This is a genomic window from Aureibaculum flavum (assembly GCF_016406085.1).
GTDB classification, from domain to species: domain Bacteria; phylum Bacteroidota; class Bacteroidia; order Flavobacteriales; family Flavobacteriaceae; genus Aureibaculum; species Aureibaculum flavum.
In genome coordinates this window covers 617,605-635,708 of record NZ_JAEHFJ010000001.1, presented here as the reverse complement: position 1 = coordinate 635,708, position 18,104 = coordinate 617,605, and the positions used below count along the sequence as shown (strand labels likewise).

Below are 18,104 nucleotides of genomic sequence, written 5' to 3'. Positions count from 1 at the left end.
TAAAGCCTATCTTTGTATTTAGAATGAATATAAAGAAGTGAGAAAATTATAGCAAAATGAAATTTAGTAAAGAAGATATATATAATGCGTTAGATAGCATTACGGCACCTGGTGAAGGTAAAAGCTTAGTAGAGAGTAAATCAATTGGTAATATCGTGATTTTCGGCAATGAAGTTGTTGTTGATGTGGTAATTAGCAATCCTACTTTACAGGCTAAGAAAAAAGTGGAAGTTGAAATAATGAAGGCCATTCACGACCGTGTTTATCAGAAAATTGATGTAAAAGTCAATGTAAAAGTGAATGCCCCTGCTCCTGATAAAAAGCCAAGTAATTTAATAAAAGGTAAAAAAATTGAAGGAATTCAAAATATAATTGCCATTGCTTCTGGTAAAGGAGGAGTTGGTAAATCAACTATTACTGCTAATTTGGCAATTACTTTATCAAAAATGGGATTTAAAGTTGGTGTTTTAGATGCTGATGTTTATGGGCCATCAATGCCTATAATGTTTGATGTTGCTGATGAAAAACCAATTGCTATTACTGTTGATGGACGCTCTAAAATGAAGCCTATTGAAAGTTATGGTGTAAAGTTATTATCACTTGGATTTTTTACACAACCTGATCAGGCTGTTATTTGGAGAGGACCAATGGCATCTAAAGCCTTAAATCAACTTATTTTTGATGCAGAATGGGGAGAACTTGATTTTATGTTGATAGATTTACCTCCAGGAACTGGTGATATTCATTTGTCCATTGTTCAAGCAGTTCCAATTTCTGGAGCTGTAATAGTGAGTACGCCACAAAAGATTGCTTTGGCAGATGCAAAAAAAGGAGTAGCGATGTTTGAACAGAAAAACATTAGCGTTCCGGTGTTAGGAATTGTTGAAAATATGAGCTATTTTACACCAGCAGAATTGCCTGATAATAAGTATTATATCTTTGGAAAAGATGGAGCAAGAAATTTGGCGGAAGATTTAAAAACAGCATTTTTAGGAGAGGTACCACTAGTACAAAGTATAAGAGAAGCGGGAGATGTAGGTCATCCAGTTGCGTTACAAAATGACACACCTTTGGAGGAGGCTTTTATAAATATCACTAAAAATTTGGTAACCCAACTTGTAAAAAGAAATGACGATTTACCACCAACTGAAGTTGTTAAAATAACAACTATGGCAGGTTGTAGTGCCGTAAATAAATAAGAGAATGACAGCAGAAAAATTAAAAAACGAAGTAGAAAAAGCATTGGCAGAAATTAGACCTTTTTTAGAGTCTGATGGTGGAGATATTTCTCTTGTTTCAATTGATAAAAATATTGTAAAAGTTCAGCTATTAGGAGCGTGTATTGGCTGTTCTGTTAATCAAATGACCTTAAAGAATGGTGTAGAAGCCACAATTAAAAAATACGCTCCACAAATTAAAGAGGTGGTTAGCGTGAAATAAGTATTTTTTCTTTTATTGGAGTGTTTAATATAAATTAAACCTTATAAAAAATCAGTTTATGGAACTTCATGTTTTTGATTGGAAATTGGTTTTTTGGCAGTTATTCGTATTGATTTCTTTTGCATTTTGGTTTTTTGCTATTTTCGATATTTTAAAAAGTTCATTTAAAAAAAATGATAAAATAGTTTGGATTTTGGTTGTTTTATTTCTTCCAATACTAGGAACTATATTTTATTTTATTGTTGGACGAAATCAAAAGTTAGAGCTAGATTTGTAATTATAATTTTTTTATAAAAACGATGCAAACTTCTTTTACAGAATTATTAGTACTTCTTAAGCTTCTAATGAAGCGAAATCCTGAATGACGTTATTTTTATATTAACGATCTGTTTATCAACTTTATCTGAACTTTGTGTTCAAACAACTTGAGCTTTTTTTAACTTAAAATCTTACAAATATGCCTAGATATCATAAATTAGGTAAAATACCACCTAAAAGACATACCATTTTTAAGAGTGATTCCGGCGATTTCTATTACGAAGAACTTTTCGGAACTATTGGTTTTGATGGAATGTCATCATTATTGTATCATACACACCGACCTACGCAAGTGAAAGCAGTGTTGAAATCCTATGATGTTTCTCCAAAAATAGCAGTAGAAAAAAATATGAAATCATTAAGTCTTAATGGATTTAGTGTAAACCCAACAGCTGATTTTTTAGAAAGTAGAAAAATAATGTTAGCAAATAACGATTGCTATATTGCCTTAGCTGCACCGCAAAAATCGTTACGAGATTATTTTTATAAGAATACTGATTCTGATGAAGTATTGTTTATTCACAAAGGTTCAGGTAAGTTAAGAACATTTCTAGGCAATATTGATTTTGAATATGGCGATTACTTAGTAATTCCAAGAGGAATGATTTACCAGATTGATTTTGATACTGAAGATAATAGATTGTTTATTGTGGAGTCTAAACATCCTATTTATACACCAAAACGTTATCGGAATTGGTTTGGGCAGCATTTAGAGCATTCACCGTTTTGCGAACGTGATATGCATCCACCAAGTGAACTGGAAACTTTTACTGATAAAGGAGAGTTTATCCTCAAAGTGAAAAAGCAAGATATGATACACGAATATGTGTATGCAGGGCATCCCTTTAGTGTGGTGGGTTGGGATGGTTATAATTACCCTTATAAATTGTCAATCCATGATTTTGAGCCAATTACTGGGCGAATTCATCAGCCGCCCCCTGTGCATCAGACTTTTGAAACCAGTGCTTTTGTAATCTGTTCGTTTGTGCCGAGATTGTATGATTATCATCCGCAGTCTATACCCGCTCCGTATAATCATAGTAATATTGATTCTGATGAGGTGCTATATTATGTTGATGGCGATTTTATGAGTAGAAATAATATTGGGATTGGTCAAATCACTTTGCATCCGTCAGGAATTCCTCATGGTCCACACCCAGGAGCAATGGAACGTAGTATTGGTCAAACCAAAACAGAAGAATTGGCAGTTATGGTTGATACTTTTAAACCGCTTATGGTTACAGAAGAAGCATTAAAAATTGATACAGGAGATTATCACACCTCTTGGCTAGATGAAAATCATTAAAAAGAAAACATGGCAGATATAAAGAATTTAAAAGATTTACAAAATACAGAATATGGTATCAAAAAAATATTTGAAGATGCCGAAGATTTTTTACCATTGCTTGGTACTGATTATGTAGAATTATATGTGGGCAATGCCAAACAATCCGCACATTTCTATAAAACAGCATTCGGGTTTCAATCAGAAGCTTATGCGGGATTAGAAACAGGTGTGAAAGACCGTGTTTCATATGTATTAAAACAAGATAAGATCAGATTGGTGTTAACGACTTCATTGATAAAGGGTGGCGTTATTAACGAACATATAAATGAGCATGGTGATGGTGTTAAAGTAGTAGCTCTCTGGGTTGATGATGCCACTAAAGCTTTTGAAGAAACGACCAAAAGAGGAGCAAAGCCATTTTTGAAACCTACAAAAGAAGAAGATAAAGATGGATTTGTAATTCGATCAGGGATATATACCTATGGTGAAACCGTGCATGTTTTTGTAGAACGAAAAAATTATAAAGGTCTTTTTTTACCAGGCTATAAAAAATGGGAATCACATTACAATCCAGAACCAGTCGGCTTAAAATTTATTGACCACATGGTAGGTAATGTGGGGTGGGGAGAAATGAAGCAATGGTGCGATTTTTATGCTAAAATAATGGGCTTTGCACAAATCATCTCCTTTACGGATGATGATATTTCCACAGAATACACAGCGTTAATGAGTAAGGTGATGTCTAATGGGAATGGTAGAATAAAATTCCCCATTAACGAACCTGCTAAAGGACAAAAGAAATCGCAAATTGAAGAATATTTAGATTTTTACAATGGGCCAGGGGTTCAGCATATTGCAGTGGCCACTAACGATATTGTAAAAACCGTAGGAGCAATGCGAGATAGAGGTGTGGAGTTTTTATATGTTCCAGATACCTATTATGATGATTTATTAGAACGTGTTGGTGAAATTGATGAAGATGTAGAAGTGCTAAAAGAGCATGGAATTTTAATTGATAGAGATGAGGAAGGTTACTTATTACAATTGTTTACAAAACCAGTTGTAGATAGACCCACTATGTTTTTTGAAGTGATACAACGTAAAGGAGCTCAATCTTTTGGTGTTGGTAATTTTAAAGCTTTGTTTGAAGCCATTGAAAGAGAACAAGCCAATAGAGGAACTTTATAAAATCATTACTCCGAAAGAAAGAGTTCAAACTTTTAATTCCCCTCCTTTTCAAGGAGGGGTGCCCGCAGGGTGGGGTGGTTTTACTAGATTATAATATTATATAAGTCATCAAAAAAAAGAATACCATCATGCCTATCAGAAGGTTATTCAAATTATGCCCCATTTGATCATAATAATCAGGATTGTCTGGTCCGTTTAAGTATTCATCAAATCTAAATTTGGGCTTTTTGGCTATTGTTCTCCAACTAGCCGACGCATGTATTTAATCTTTTAATATTCTATTAACTAACGCTTTTTTAGCCTTTTCATCATCGCCACACAACCATTGTATTACATTATCTTCCCACATGGCATCTTTTTCTGCTTCGCTAATAATATTTCTATCAATAGCTAGATCTAAAATTTTACCGGGATAGGATGATTGCTTTACACTTTCCATTTCACCTAAAGGATAAGGGTCATCTAGGCCAATTAAAACTTGTTTCGCTCCTTGATTTTCTATAAGTAATTTCAGAGAACCGGTATCATGTACAAGGGTGTCAAAAAAGATATTTTTATGTCCAACAGCAGCTCTAGGATGGTAATCACCTTCAAATAAATCAGGTCTACCGTCAAAACCTTGAATACGACGTCCTAGATTAATTTGTGCTAACTGTCCACCATGAGCAAAGCAAGTCCGCATATTTGGAAATCGTTCTTGATACCCCTTTATGGTAAAAAAATGGTATGCATCAGCACATTGAGCCAACATCCAAATCAGATGAAAACGCCAAGATGTATTTTCTAATTTAATGAATTTTTCACCATCATAGGGATGGATTTCCACGGCTAAATTCAATTTACTAGCCAATTCAAATATAGGCTCATTTTCTTCATCAAAAATACAACGCCAAGTACCAATAGTGTCCATGTAATGCGTTGGTAAGCAAAGTAACTGCATGCCCTGTTCAACGCAACGTTCAATTTCCCAACAGGCACCTTTTACAAAACCAGGATGTACCACAAAGCCACAGGTAAATTTACTAGGATGTTCTTGTTGTATTTTAGCATTAAAATCATTTTGGAAACGCAATGCTTTTTTCATTTCTTCAACACGTAGTCCATTTCCGTATAACTGTGATAAATTAAGTACCACGGCATGGTCTATTTTGAAACGCTCCATCCATGCTAATTTTTCATGTAAGAAGAAACTAGAATCCGTTACTGGACGACTCCAGTCTTTTTGAAGCATAAATTTCCTATCCTTATCTACCCAAAAAATACCTTTGTCTTTCATGTATTGCGGTATTTCCTCAGGATAAGGTAATAAATGTGAATGTCCGTTAATACGTAATTTGCGTTTTTTTTCCATGATTTCACTCCAGCGAAGGCTGGAATCTTTAAGTGTGAGTTTTATTTAATATTTAGTTTTCTCTTTTGTAAGTATTACTCTATTTTCACCTTTTTTGGTGGCTCCATAATAGATCCACAATTTGGACACGATCGTTTCTTTTTATCAGAATAATAATGATCAAAAATAACGGGCATATCGGTTTCTATATTTTTTACAGTAAAGTCTTCTTCGTATAATTTGGTGGTACAATTTTCGCAAAACCAAAGTAAGGCATCTCGCATTCCTTCAGGTCGTTTATATTCAATTACTAAGCCTACAGTATGGGCACCACGTTGCGGAGAATGTGGCACTTTTGGTGGTAATAAATAAATATCTCCTTCTTTGATGTGGACATCTTTTGGAGTGCCATTGTCTATAATTTTAAGTACAATATCACCTTCCACTTGATAGAAAAACTCTGGTGTTTCGTTGTAGTGATAATCTTTTCTATTGTTGGGACCTCCTACAACCATCACTATAAAATCACCATCTTTCCAAACGACTTTATTACCTACAGGTGGTTTTAATAAATGTCTATTTTCTTCAATCCAAGCTTTAAAATTTAAAGGAGAAACTAATTTGCTCATAGTAAAAGCCCCTCTTAATCTCCCCGAAGGCGAGAAACTCAATACGGGAAAATTGAGTTGTTATTAAACAATGTATTTCAAGTATAAATGTACAAAATTTTCGCATCGAAATTTCCCTTCCCTTAGGGAAGGCTAGGATGGGATATTACAACGATTTTGTTCTGCCTCCATCTACAGGTAAATTAATGCCATTGATATAACTTGCCGCTTCGCTGGCCAAGAATGCCACTGCATTCGCTATTTCTCCGGGTTGTGCAAAGCGTTTTGCAGGAATACTATTTTTCATTGCTTTAGAGATTTGCTCTGGAGTTCTGCCTGTTTTAGTCGCTTTATTATTAATGATTTCACTGAGCCTAGATGTTGCTGTTGCTCCGGGTAAAACGTTATTTACGGTAATGCCATATTCGCCCAGTTCATTAGCTAAGGTTTTACTCCAATTAGCAACTGCTCCTCTAATGGTATTGCTAACTCCTAATCCATCCAATGGTTGTTTTACTGAGGTTGAAATGATGTTAATAATTCTACCAAAATCAGCTTCTTTCATTTTTGGAACTACCGTTTGAACCAATATATGATTCGCTTTTAAATGTTGTGTAAAAGCACTTTCAAATTCTGATATGTCTGCGGATAAGGCAGTCCCTCCAGCTGGACCACCGGTGTTGTTGACTAATATGTGATAGGTGTCAACTTCAGCGAGTTTCCGAGCTACTTTTTGTCCTAATTCTGTAGGGTTTTGAAAATCAGCCACGATATACGAGTGATTTTGATAGGTATTTGGTAATTCTGTTACTACCTGTTTTAATTTTTCTTCATTTCTGGCCACTAAGGTAATATTAGCACCCAATTCTGCCAATGCCATGGCACAGGCTTTGCCAATACCCTGAGTACTGCCACAGACCAATGCGTTTTTGTTTTCTAATTTTAAGTTCATTCTCATCTCGACCTTCCAAAAAGGAAGGAGCTTTGTTTTCGTTAGTTATTTTTTTTAGTCTTTGCTCTTAATTCTTTCTGTCTTTGTTCTTTTTTCAATATTTTATACACACATTCTTTGCTTCCGTAAAAAAGCGTAAGGCTTCAAATCCACCCTCTCGTCCAATTCCCGAGGCTTTTATACCACCAAAAGGGGTTCGTAAATCGCGTAACATCCACGTATTTACCCAAACGATTCCGGTTTCTAATTGTTTGGTCATTCGCATGGTTCTGGATAAATCATTGGTCCATAAGGTAGCAGATAAACCATATTTAACATCATTGGCCATTTGTAATACTTCTTCCTCGTTGTTAAATGGCATAATAGTAACCACAGGGCCAAATACTTCTTCTTGATTGATTCGACAATTATTTGTTGTAATTTCAATAACTGTGGGTTCCAAATAATATCCATTTTCATAATCGGTGACGGTTACCTTTTCTCCGCCACATAAAACAATTCCGTTTTCTGATTTTGAAATGTTGATATAATCTAAGACTTTTTCAAGATGCTCTTTGGAAACCAATGCACCAATATCCGTATCGGAATTGGAAGGATGCCCCACTTTCAATGCTTTCACTTTATATACAAAGTCCGTCTTGAATTTTTCATAAATAGATGCTTCTACAAAAATACGACTTCCACATAAACATATTTGTCCTTGATTGGCAAAAGAAGATCTTACAGTTGTTTCTAGCATTGTGTTGTAATCACAATCGGCAAAGATGATATTAGGGTTTTTCCCTCCTAATTCTAACGATAATTTTTTAAATAGTGGAGCAGCTATTTTTGCAATTTCAGCTCCTGTTTTAGTACCTCCTGTAAATGAAATGGCTTTAATTTCAGGATGTTCAACAATTGCTTTTCCTGTTGAGGGTCCCGTTCCATGTACTATGTTTAACACGCCTTTTGGGAGGCCAGCCTCATTAAGTAGCTCTCCAAGTAAATAAGCGGTCATTGGTGTCACCTCGCTTGGTTTAGCAATAACACAATTTCCCGCAGCTAGGGCTGGAGCAATCTTCCAAGTAAATAAATAGAGTGGAAGATTCCAAGGAGAAATACAACCTACCACACCAATAGGTTGGCGTAGGGTATAATTGATGGCGTTTTGTCCAATACTCTCGTGACTCTCACTTGCAAACTGGGTAATCGCATTTCCAAAAAAACGAAAATTACTCGCTGCCCTGGGTATATCAACTGTTTTTGCCAATGAGATGGGTTTGCCATTATCCTTACTTTCTGCCTCTGCAAATCGATCTAAATTGGCTTCTATTAATTCTGAAATTTTAATGAGAATTCTACTACGTGCGTCCAGTGTAGTTTGTGACCAAGAAGTAAAAGCTGTTTTCGCAGCTTCAACAGCCTTGTCTACATCTGCTTGAGTTGAATTTGGGGTTTGACAGTAAACTTCACCATTGGCGGGACAATAATTGTCGATCCACCCGTCAGCGACGGGAGGCAAAAACTTGCCGTTGATATAGTTTAGGATATTCAATTTATTTAGATTTTTTATAAGCCATTACCTTTATCTCGACTACCAAATCGGGATGTGGTAATTGATGCACTGCAACGGTTGTTCGTGTTGGTCCTGTTTCTTTGTCAAAGAATTCGGCATACGTTTTATTATAACCTGCAAAGTCATTCATGTTTACCAAAAAAGAAGTGACATCAACCACATCTTTTAGCGTAGCACCTTCATTGGCTAAATTTCGTTCAATATTTTTTAGTACTTCATGAGTTTGGACTTCAATGTTGAGGTGTTTAGTTCCCATTTCGTCAATAATATCAACGCCAGCAATGGTATTGTCTGGTCTTCTTGAACTGGTACCAGATACAAATATAAAATCACCTACACGCTTGGTATGTGGGTAGGCTCCTCTTGGGGTAACTTTGTTGTTCATATAAAATCCCATCCTAGCCTTCCCGAAGGGAAGGAACTCTTAACTGGGTGGTTAAGAATGTTTTTATTGTTGAATTAATATTTTAAACATAAATATAGGCAAATTTTGCATTTAAATCTCCCTCCCTTCGGGAGGGTGGGGGTGGGACTTTACATGTTTCGAGCAACTCTATCTTCTTCTAGAATCTCTTCAGTTTCAATTTTCACTTTCTTTAAAATTATTGCTAATTCTTCTTTAGTAGTATGGTCGGAAATAGAAATATCATGATCTGCAATCATATTTAACATGGCCTTATCTTGTGCTCTACCTTGAGTCATCGCTTTATAGTACCCAATGTCTTCATTAAAAGTAACTAATGAATATTTTGAAGAATATTCAGTTGGAAAGTGTTTTTCTAACGCCATTTCTAAATTACGCTTTTCTCTAAAGATAGCATTGTTTACGTGACCTTTCATTTCATGAAAATTGTCTATGGCTAAATCGGCAATAGCATCGGTATCTATTTTTCGTGATTTTTCAAAGGACTTAAAAATGGTTTCCCAATCCTTAGAATCATCAAGGTATTTATCAAATTCAACCACATCTTCAAAAGAGGCATTCATTCCTTGACCGTAAAAGGGAACAATTGCATGAGCAGAATCTCCCAGTAATAAGGTTTTTCCTTTATAATGCCAAGGAGAACATTTTACGGTGCCTAAAGGGGATGTTGGATTTTCAAAGAAATCATCAATGAGATTTGGCATCAATTCTAAGGCGTCTTTAAAGTATGTTGTAAAGAATTTTAGTACTTTCTCATTCGTTGTTAAGTTGTTAAAATTGTATTCGCCTTCCGCGTAACTTAAAAATAAGGTTACTGTAAAACTACCATCTAAATTGGGTAATGCAATCAGCATAAAATCGCCTCTTCCCCAAATATGTAAGGCATTTTTAAAGGCTTTGTAGCCCCCATTTTGGGCAGGTAGAATACTTAATTCTTTGTAACCATGCGTCAAATAATCTTGACTAAAACTGAATAAGAATTTTTTACCCAGATAGTAACTTTTTCGTAAAGAAGAACCTGCACCGTCCGTTCCAAAAATAACATCTGCTTTTTTTGAAACTTCAGATTTTGTTTCATATTGATAAAAATGAGCTATGCAATTTTCGAAATCAACCTCAGTAGATTTATGATTAAAATAGATGGTTACGTTAGGTAATGCTTCAGCTTCATCGAGTAATAAGGCATTTAAATCACCCCGAGAAATGGAATTAATATATTCATGTTCTCTACCGCTATAAGGTGCTAAAACAGTATTTCCTTCTACATCGTGCAACATTCTGCCATTCATAGGGATGCATAGCGGTTTAACTTTTTCTTCTAAACCCACCAATTTCATTGCTTTTATACCTCTATCTGAAAAGGCAAGATTGATTGAGCGTCCAGCACTGATATCTACCTTACGTAAATCAGGTCGTTTTTCATAAACAGTAATGTTATAACCGCGTTGTCCTAAACGTAAGGCTAAGAGTGAGCCACAAAGTCCGGCACCTACTATGAGTATGTTTTCTTTTTTAGTCATTTAGTATCTCTTTCAATTTTTCAACCATAGTATATACATCTAGATATGAATTGTATAACGGAACGGGGGCACAGCGTATAACATCTGGCTCTCTCCAATCACTAACTACACCACTTTCAGTGAGTTTGTGATGTAATTTTTTATCTGCATTTAATACCTGAATGGATAGTTGGCACCCGCGTTCAGAGGGATCTTTTGGTGTTATAATTTTTATATTTGGATTGTTTAATTGTTCAATTAAAAATTCAAAATAGCCTGTTAGTTTTTTCGATTTTTCAACCAATTTATCCATCCCTACTTCAGCAAACATATCTAAAGAGGCTCTAATAGCAGCCATAGATAAAATGGGGGGATTGCTTAATTGCCAACCTTCAGCTCCAGGTAATTGATCAAATTCATCACGCATATTAAAACGTGTTTTTTTATTGTGACTCCACCAGCCTGTAAAACGGTTTAACTCTCTATCGTTGGCATGACGTTCGTGTACAAAACAACCAGCGAGACTTCCTGGGCCTGAGTTTAAATATTTGTAAGTACACCAAACTGCAAAATCAGCACCAGAATCATGTAGGTTTAATTTGACATTACCAGCACCATGGGCACAGTCAAAACCAACCATGGAATCGTGAAAATGAGCTAAGGATGTAATTCTTTTTAAATCAAAATACTGTCCAGTATAATAATTAACACCTCCAATTAATGTCAAAGCTATTTCATCACCGTACAGGTCGAAAATAGCTTCTAAATCTTCATATCTAGCCAATTCATTTCCTTTGCGTGGCTTCCATAAAATTATACCGTCTTTTTCATCAAATCCGTGATGTCGCAGTTGCGATTCTACGGCAAACTTATCCGAAGGGAAAGCATCTGCTTCAATTACTATTTTATATTTGGTTTTTGTGGGTTTATAAAACGAAACCATCATAAAATGCAGATTTGCTGTTAACGTATTCATTACGATAACTTCTATAGGTTTTGCACCTACAATATTCGCCATATTTTCGGTTAAAAATTCATGGTAATGTAACCATGGATGCTTACCTTCAGTATGGCCTTCAACACCTAGTTCAGCCCATGCTTTAAGCTCTTCTTCAACATAAGACATTGTTGATTTTGGTTGTAATCCTAAAGAGTTTCCTGTAAAATAAATGAGGTCGTTTCCGTTTGTGTCTTTTGGAATATGAAATTGATTTCGATACGCAGATAAATCATCTGACTGATCTTGCGTTTTAGCATATTCTAATCCTAATTGATAATCTGACAAGGTTGTAGTTTTATGATTTAAACAAAAATAAGAATTTATAAACTAATTAGGCTTTCTAGATATATTTTATATCTTCGTTTTATGAAAAAAATAGTACTCTTATTTTGCTTGATTAGTTCTGTATTAGTTGCTCAAGAATCTAGAACTACATTGCTAAAGGTTGAAAAACAGTTTCAACAAACTTATGTGTCAGATCTTTTAGAGATGGAACAGGTTGCAAATAATCCGTTTGTTGCTTTTTCTATTCGTGTTACTGGCAATAGTATTTCTAAAGCCATTGAAGCGGTTTATTATAAAGATATTAATGATGAATGGCAGTTGTTTCCAATTGATGAAAATAATTTTGAAGTCAATAATTATCATGCCATGGCCTATCTAGATGTTAAGAGTAAGCAAACGCAAGTAAAAATAGTTTTTAAGGAGTTAGCAACGCTTAGTGATATTAAATTCAACTTTTATTACCCTTATGAAACATCGTTTTTAGAAACCAAAGCACAAAAGAAAAGCGGTTATTTAGATACTGCTAAAACGAAAACATTAGCTTCTTGTAATTGTGCAGCTCCTACTGTAATAACAAGAAGTACTTGGTGTCCCAATAATGATTGTCCACCAAATTCTAATCCAAGTTCTACAGATGTTAAGTTTTTAATAGTACATCATACGGCAGGGGCAAATACCTCTTCAGATTGGGCTGCAGTGGTGCGTTCTATCTGGAATTACCATGTAAATACTAACGGTTGGTCAGATGTGGGGTATAATTTTTTGCTGGATAAAGAAGGGAATGTTTATGAAGGGAGAGAAGATGATACGACAGGAGCTCATTTTTCAGGGCATAACAGTGGAACTTCAGGGATGTCATTGATGGGAACCTACACTACGGTTACCCCAGAAACCGCAATGATTAATAGTCTTAAAAGTTTATTGGCATGGAAAGCCTGTGTAAAAGGTATAGATCCTATCGCAACAAAGTATCATGCTTCGTCAGGATCGTATATACAAACAATCTCTGGTCATAGAGATGGTGGTAGTACAGAATGTCCTGGGCAAAAGGTTTATGATATGTTACCAACTATTAGAACGGAAGTTGATGGTATTCTTAGTGGTTGTGTTGCGTTAGGTATAGATGATGAGCTATTTAACAAAGTGAAGGTCTATCCTAATCCCTTTTTAGATAAAATTGCAATTGAGACTTCTTTTTTGGATAATGAGGTGTTAGTAATAAAATGTTTTGACGTAACAGGTAGAATGGTTTTTGAAGATGATAATGCCACTAAGAAAGAAAAAGCAGAAATTGATTTATCCTTTTTATCTTCAGGGGTTTATTGGTTGCAGCTTAATATTGATAATAAAACAGCCCGTTTTAAACTGATAAAGAGTTAAATTTGAGGATATTTAAAATTTCTAACATGAAAAAAATAGCAATTGTATTAGCCTTTTTATTGACGGCATCGGTAATTCACTCACAAAAAATAAAAATAGAAGCGGGCAATTTTGATTTTATAAAGGGTCAAAAAGAAATTAATGTGGAGTTTGTTTATGATAATATGACTCTGATGAAAGAAAAGATGACTAATGACGAATATGTAGCAAAACGTTCTGCAGATTTAGAAGGTAAATCTAAAGGCAAGGGTAAAGTCTGGGAGAAAAAATGGAACTCCAGTAATGAGTTTATTTGGAATCCGAAGTTTTTGGAATTGATAAACAAATATCTGGACAAAGAAGGGGTTGATTTTGAAGAAGGACTCTCAGATGCCAAATATACACTTATTGTTGAAACGGTATGGTTATATCCAGGATGGGATGCTGGTATTATGAAGCAAAAGGCAAAAGTAACTACTAATCTTAAATTTGTAGAAACTTCAAATAGGGATAATGTATTAGTTGAAGTTAGTAGTAAAGATGCTCCAGGCGACCAATGGGGTAACAACTATAGTAATGAAAGTCGCTTAGGTGAAGGATACGCTAAGACAGGAAAAACATTAGCGAAACTAATTTTAAAGAAGGTGTTTTAAATTAATCAAATTATTTTATCTCCGTCTGTTAGCCAATAATGGTGGTGGTTCTCCTGTAAAAGGGTTCCATCTACTAATGCTTTTGGCCTCCATACCACTTGCACTAACCACGGAACGGTCACCATAACGTTCACGCATTTTGTCTATGGCGGTACTTAAATTTATTAATTTCTCATCATCTTCAAATAAGTTGATTTGATGTCCGCCTTCAACCAAATGACTAAACTTAACACCAATTAATCGTACTAACAACCGTCTGTTGTACAATTTTTTAAATAAGTCTAATACCACAGGTAAAATAGAACTGTCTAAAGAACTGTAAGAAATTCTTTTTTGTTGAGTGTAGGTTTGAAAATCGGAATAGCGTATTTTAAAAGTAATACAGGCCGTTAATTTATGACCCCGCCTTAGTTGATAGGCTAAATTTTCAGTCATAGCAATAATAATGCTTCTTAATTTTTCAACATCAGTAGTGTCTTTGTTAAAAGTACGTTCGGTAGAAATTGATTTCCGTTCGTGGTATTGTATCACAGGGCTGTTATCAATACCATTGGCTTTTTTCCAAATACTCAAGCCGTTCTTACCCAATACTTTATGCATCAATTGCATGGGCATTTCTTGCACGGTTATAATACGTTTGATACCTAAGTCGCATAACGATTTGTAAGTAACTTCACCTACCATTGGTATTTTCCGAACAGATAATGGGGCTAAAAAAGGTTTTTCGGTTCCCTTTATAATCTGAATTTGATTATCGGGTTTGGCTTCGCCCGTAGCAATTTTTGACACGGTTTTATTAATGGACAGTCCAAAAGAAATAGGTAATCCTGTTTCTTTCATAATGCGTTGTCTTAATTCACTTGCTAATTGATGACATCCAAAAAATTTGTCCATTCCGGTAAGGTCAATATAAAACTCATCAATAGAACTTTTTTCATATAAAGGCACACTTTCTTTAATGACTTCGGTTACATTTTGCGAAAATTTAGTGTAAATACCAGAGTTGCCTCTTAGTACAATTGCTTCTGGGCATAGCTGTTTTGCCATACGCATGGGCATGGCAGAATGGATGCCAAATTTTCTAGCTTCGTAACTGCATGATGCTACAACACCTCGGTCAGAAGTGCCGCCAATTAATACGGGTTTACCTTTTAGTCGATTGTCTAATAAGCGTTCGCAAGACACAAAAAAGGTGTCTAAATCCATATGTACAATAGCTCTGTCTCTTTGTGTCATGTTGTAATTGATTTCGGTTTGTCTGAATACCTTGGGTCTTCAATAATAGCTAATCTGTGCATGGAGCTAACTTCTATATTTATACAATCAAACTCTTCTAATACTTTGCCGATAATAGCATAAATACCTTTTCCTCTAAACGGATATTTTACTGCTGCGGGCGGAAAATGTACCGTGTCTATAAAATCGCCATCACGATCTAAAAACGTACCAAAATACATCGTCTTGCTGTTTGATGTTGCTGTACGTTTTGTAGTTACTAAATAGCCTTCAATCGCTATCGTTTTATTTTTATAATGTGGTAAATGTCTAGCCCTTGAATTATTATATTGAGGCTTTGTCAATAATTTAAAAGGATTGCATAATGGGAAACCTAACAATTCAAATTCGTCAAAGGCATTCTCTAACTCAGTACTTTTCAGTTCTGGAGTTTTATAAGAAATACGTTCTGTTTTAAATAAAGTAATACGATCTTCTTGTAATGGTACTTTACTTATTTTTAAATGTGCTTGCCATAGTAATTCGCGTTTATTTATTCCTGTAAAGCGAAAAGCATTAATTTTTATTAAGATGGAAATTTGTTCTACTGAAATAGAAACACGTTCTATAAAGTCATTTAAGCTTTTAAATAATCCATTTTTTTCTCGTTCTGAAAGGATTTTTTTAATGGTATTAGATTCAAAAGATTGTAAAAAACCATATCCCAAATAAATGGTTTTACCAATTACAATTGTTTGATTATAACTGGAGTTAATACAAGGAGCTTCAATAATAGCTCCGTGCATTCTGGCTTCATGTACATAGAGTTCTACACTATAAAATCCACCACCATTATTTAAGGTAGCCACCATATATTCAATAGGGTAGTAGGCTTTTAAAAAGAGGCTTTGGTAACTTTCAACAGCATACGAAGCGGAATGCCCTTTGGCAAAAGCATAGCCAGCAAAACTTTCAATTTGTCGCCAGATTTCGCTTGTTAAAGTTTCTGGTTTATTATCTTTTTTACAATTGTCAAAAAACAATTGTTTTACTTTTAAAAATTCATCGCGAGATCGGAACTTACCTGACATTCCGCGGCGTAACATATCTGCTTCGCTTAGGGTTAATCCGCCAAAATAATGGGCCACTTTAATTACATCTTCTTGATAGACCATTACACCATAAGTTTCAGGCATAATGTTTAAAAGTACCGGATGTGCTTCTTTTCTACGTTCCGGATACCGATATCGTAAAATGTATTCTCGCATCATACCCGACTTTGCTACACCAGGACGTATTACCGAACTTGCGGCTACCAATCCTAAATAATTGTCAACTTGTAATTTCTTCAGTAGCATTCGCATAGCTGGAGATTCTACATAAAAACAGCCAATAGCTTTGGCATTTTTAAGCAGGTATTTAATCTGTTTGTCTTCTTTAAATCGTTTGATATCATGAATGTCTATGGCTTCTTTTTCAGGATAATTATGGTTAACAATTTCAACAGCATCTTTTATTTTACCCAACCCGCGTTGACTTAAAATATCGAATTTATAGAGGCCAATATCTTCGGCAACTACCATGTCAAATTGTGTAGTAGCATATCCTTTAGGAGGAAAAAAGGTAGCACAGTAATAATGAATCGGTTTTTCAGAAATTAAAATGCCCCCAGCATGTATGCCTAAATAGTTAGGGAATCCTTGAATATATTTGCTGTAGGTAATTACCAATTGTGATAATTTATCTAACGTATTAAAATTATATTTTCCTCTGGTTAATATATCCATTTCTGATTTAGGTAACCCAAAAACCTTACCCAGTTCTCGCACAGAAGCCCTGAATTTAAAAGTGTTGTACACTGCAATTAATGCTGTGTTTTTAAAACGTTTAAAAATAAATTGAGTAATATCATCACGGTCTGTCCATGAAAAATCAATATCAAAATCGGGTGGATTTTTACGATAAAGATTGATAAAACGTTCAAAATACAAGTCTAACTCCACAGGGTCAACATCTGTAATTCGTAAAAGGTATGCTACAATACTATTGGCACCACTACCACGACCTACATAGAAATAGCCTTTGCTACGGGCATATTTGAGGATTTTCCAATTGATTAAAAAATAAGATACAAAGCCTTTTTGTTTGACAATAGCTAATTCTTTTTTTATCCGATTGTAAATTGTTTCATCGGGATGTTGATAGCGATAGTCCAATCCTTGATAAGTGAGTTTTTCTAATAAGCGATAATCTAAACTTTCACTATTGGTATACGATTTTTGGTTGTTAGGAACCTTTTGAGAGAAGTCAAAATCAATTGTGCAATTGTCTAGTAACTTTTCAGTATTTTCAATTAATTCAGGATAATCAGCATAGATATTTTTTAGGGTGTTTAAATCCAATAATTGATCTGTCTCACAACCTTGTTCGCTTTCAGATAACTTACTCAATAAGGTGTTGTTGTCAATAGCTCGTAAGAGTCGGTGAGTGTTAAAGTCTTTTTTATCCTGAAAAGAAACGGTCTGTAATACCACCAGTTTTTCACGATTACGATTCCATTTTGAGAATTTTAAATGGTTGAGGTCTTTGGGTTTAATTCCTAAATATTCATTTTCTTTCAATATATAATCCTTATCTTTTTCAAAAGGATAAATAACAAAAACAGCATTCATGTATTTAGGTTGTTCTGGAATTTTCAAGGTTTTATCATGTAAAAAAGTAGAGAGGTAAGTGTTTATTTTTTGAAAACCAGCATTGTTTTTTGCCAAGACTATAAACTTTTGTGCTACTCCATCTCTGAAATCAACACCTAAAACAGGTTTAATTTTTTTTTCTGCTGCTAAACGCACAAGATCTAAACATGCCGAAGTGCTGTTAATATCTGTCAGGGCAATGGTATGCAAGTTTTTTTTAACAGCTAAATCCAATAAGTTTTCTGGACTTACAGTACCGTAACGGAGGCTATAATATGTATGACAATTGAGGTACAT

Annotated in this window: 16 protein-coding genes; 7 read left to right on the top strand and 9 right to left on the bottom strand. The window is 34.8% G+C overall.

Annotated features, from left to right (window positions below):
* The first annotated feature begins 56 nt into the window (after positions 1 to 56).
* The 5 genes from JBL43_RS02760 to hppD all read left to right on the top strand — a co-directional run bounded on the left by JBL43_RS02760 (position 57) and on the right by hppD (position 4,234).
* Complete coding sequence (locus tag JBL43_RS02760) at positions 57 to 1,199, top strand: Mrp/NBP35 family ATP-binding protein (RefSeq protein WP_198839940.1); 1,143 nt, start codon at positions 57 to 59, stop codon at positions 1,197 to 1,199.
* Between the two features lie 4 nt (positions 1,200 to 1,203).
* Positions 1,204 to 1,440, top strand: coding sequence for a NifU family protein (locus JBL43_RS02755; protein ID WP_117883554.1), 237 nt, complete (start codon positions 1,204 to 1,206; stop codon positions 1,438 to 1,440).
* Positions 1,441 to 1,498: 58 nt separating this feature from the next.
* Positions 1,499 to 1,717 (top strand): PLD nuclease N-terminal domain-containing protein, encoded by a 219-nt coding sequence (locus JBL43_RS02750; protein ID WP_198839939.1) that lies wholly within the window; start codon positions 1,499 to 1,501, stop codon positions 1,715 to 1,717.
* A gap of 180 nt (positions 1,718 to 1,897) precedes the next feature.
* On the top strand, positions 1,898 to 3,064 hold the full coding sequence (locus tag JBL43_RS02745; RefSeq protein ID WP_198839938.1) for a homogentisate 1,2-dioxygenase: 1,167 nt from the start codon (positions 1,898 to 1,900) through the stop codon (positions 3,062 to 3,064).
* A 9-nt stretch (positions 3,065 to 3,073) separates the two neighbouring features.
* Positions 3,074 to 4,234: a 4-hydroxyphenylpyruvate dioxygenase gene (hppD, locus tag JBL43_RS02740; RefSeq protein ID WP_198839937.1), complete on the top strand. Its 1,161-nt coding sequence runs from the start codon at positions 3,074 to 3,076 to the stop codon at positions 4,232 to 4,234.
* Positions 4,235 to 4,496: 262 nt separating this feature from the next.
* On the opposite strand, the gene JBL43_RS02735 is transcribed toward hppD, so the two are convergent.
* The 7 genes from JBL43_RS02735 to kynU all read right to left on the bottom strand — a co-directional run bounded on the left by JBL43_RS02735 (position 4,497) and on the right by kynU (position 11,887).
* Positions 4,497 to 5,585: an amidohydrolase family protein gene (locus tag JBL43_RS02735; protein WP_198839936.1), complete on the bottom strand. Its 1,089-nt coding sequence runs from the start codon at positions 5,583 to 5,585 to the stop codon at positions 4,497 to 4,499.
* A 74-nt stretch (positions 5,586 to 5,659) separates the two neighbouring features.
* Positions 5,660 to 6,193: a 3-hydroxyanthranilate 3,4-dioxygenase gene (locus tag JBL43_RS02730; RefSeq protein WP_198839935.1), complete on the bottom strand. Its 534-nt coding sequence runs from the start codon at positions 6,191 to 6,193 to the stop codon at positions 5,660 to 5,662.
* Between the two features lie 145 nt (positions 6,194 to 6,338).
* Positions 6,339 to 7,124 carry an SDR family oxidoreductase gene (locus JBL43_RS02725; protein ID WP_198839934.1) on the bottom strand — a complete coding sequence of 262 codons (786 nt, stop codon included), beginning with the start codon at positions 7,122 to 7,124 and terminating at the stop codon, positions 6,339 to 6,341.
* Between the two features lie 94 nt (positions 7,125 to 7,218).
* Positions 7,219 to 8,658 carry an aldehyde dehydrogenase gene (locus JBL43_RS02720; RefSeq protein ID WP_198839933.1) on the bottom strand — a complete coding sequence of 480 codons (1,440 nt, stop codon included), beginning with the start codon at positions 8,656 to 8,658 and terminating at the stop codon, positions 7,219 to 7,221.
* A 1-nt stretch (position 8,659) separates the two neighbouring features.
* Positions 8,660 to 9,064: a RidA family protein gene (locus JBL43_RS02715; protein ID WP_198839932.1), complete on the bottom strand. Its 405-nt coding sequence runs from the start codon at positions 9,062 to 9,064 to the stop codon at positions 8,660 to 8,662.
* 149 nt (positions 9,065 to 9,213) lie between these two features.
* Positions 9,214 to 10,623, bottom strand: a complete 1,410-nt coding sequence (locus tag JBL43_RS02710) for an FAD-dependent oxidoreductase (RefSeq protein WP_198839931.1) — start codon at positions 10,621 to 10,623, stop codon at positions 9,214 to 9,216.
* Complete coding sequence (kynU, locus tag JBL43_RS02705) at positions 10,616 to 11,887, bottom strand: kynureninase (RefSeq protein WP_198839930.1); 1,272 nt, start codon at positions 11,885 to 11,887, stop codon at positions 10,616 to 10,618. The genes JBL43_RS02710 and kynU overlap by 8 nt, the downstream gene beginning before the upstream one ends.
* Positions 11,888 to 11,968: 81 nt before the next feature.
* On the opposite strand from kynU, the gene JBL43_RS02700 reads away from it, so the two are divergent.
* On the top strand, positions 11,969 to 13,267 hold the full coding sequence (locus tag JBL43_RS02700) for an N-acetylmuramoyl-L-alanine amidase (RefSeq protein WP_198839929.1): 1,299 nt from the start codon (positions 11,969 to 11,971) through the stop codon (positions 13,265 to 13,267).
* A 26-nt stretch (positions 13,268 to 13,293) separates the two neighbouring features.
* Positions 13,294 to 13,899, top strand: a complete 606-nt coding sequence (locus JBL43_RS02695) for a hypothetical protein (protein ID WP_198839928.1) — start codon at positions 13,294 to 13,296, stop codon at positions 13,897 to 13,899.
* 15 nt (positions 13,900 to 13,914) lie between these two features.
* Here JBL43_RS02695 and dinB read toward each other — a convergent pair whose 3' ends face one another.
* Complete coding sequence (gene dinB / locus JBL43_RS02690; protein ID WP_198839927.1) at positions 13,915 to 15,135, bottom strand: DNA polymerase IV; 1,221 nt, start codon at positions 15,133 to 15,135, stop codon at positions 13,915 to 13,917.
* Positions 15,132 to 18,104, bottom strand: coding sequence for a DNA polymerase III subunit alpha (locus tag JBL43_RS02685; RefSeq protein WP_198839926.1), 2,973 nt, complete (start codon positions 18,102 to 18,104; stop codon positions 15,132 to 15,134). The genes dinB and JBL43_RS02685 overlap by 4 nt, the downstream gene beginning before the upstream one ends.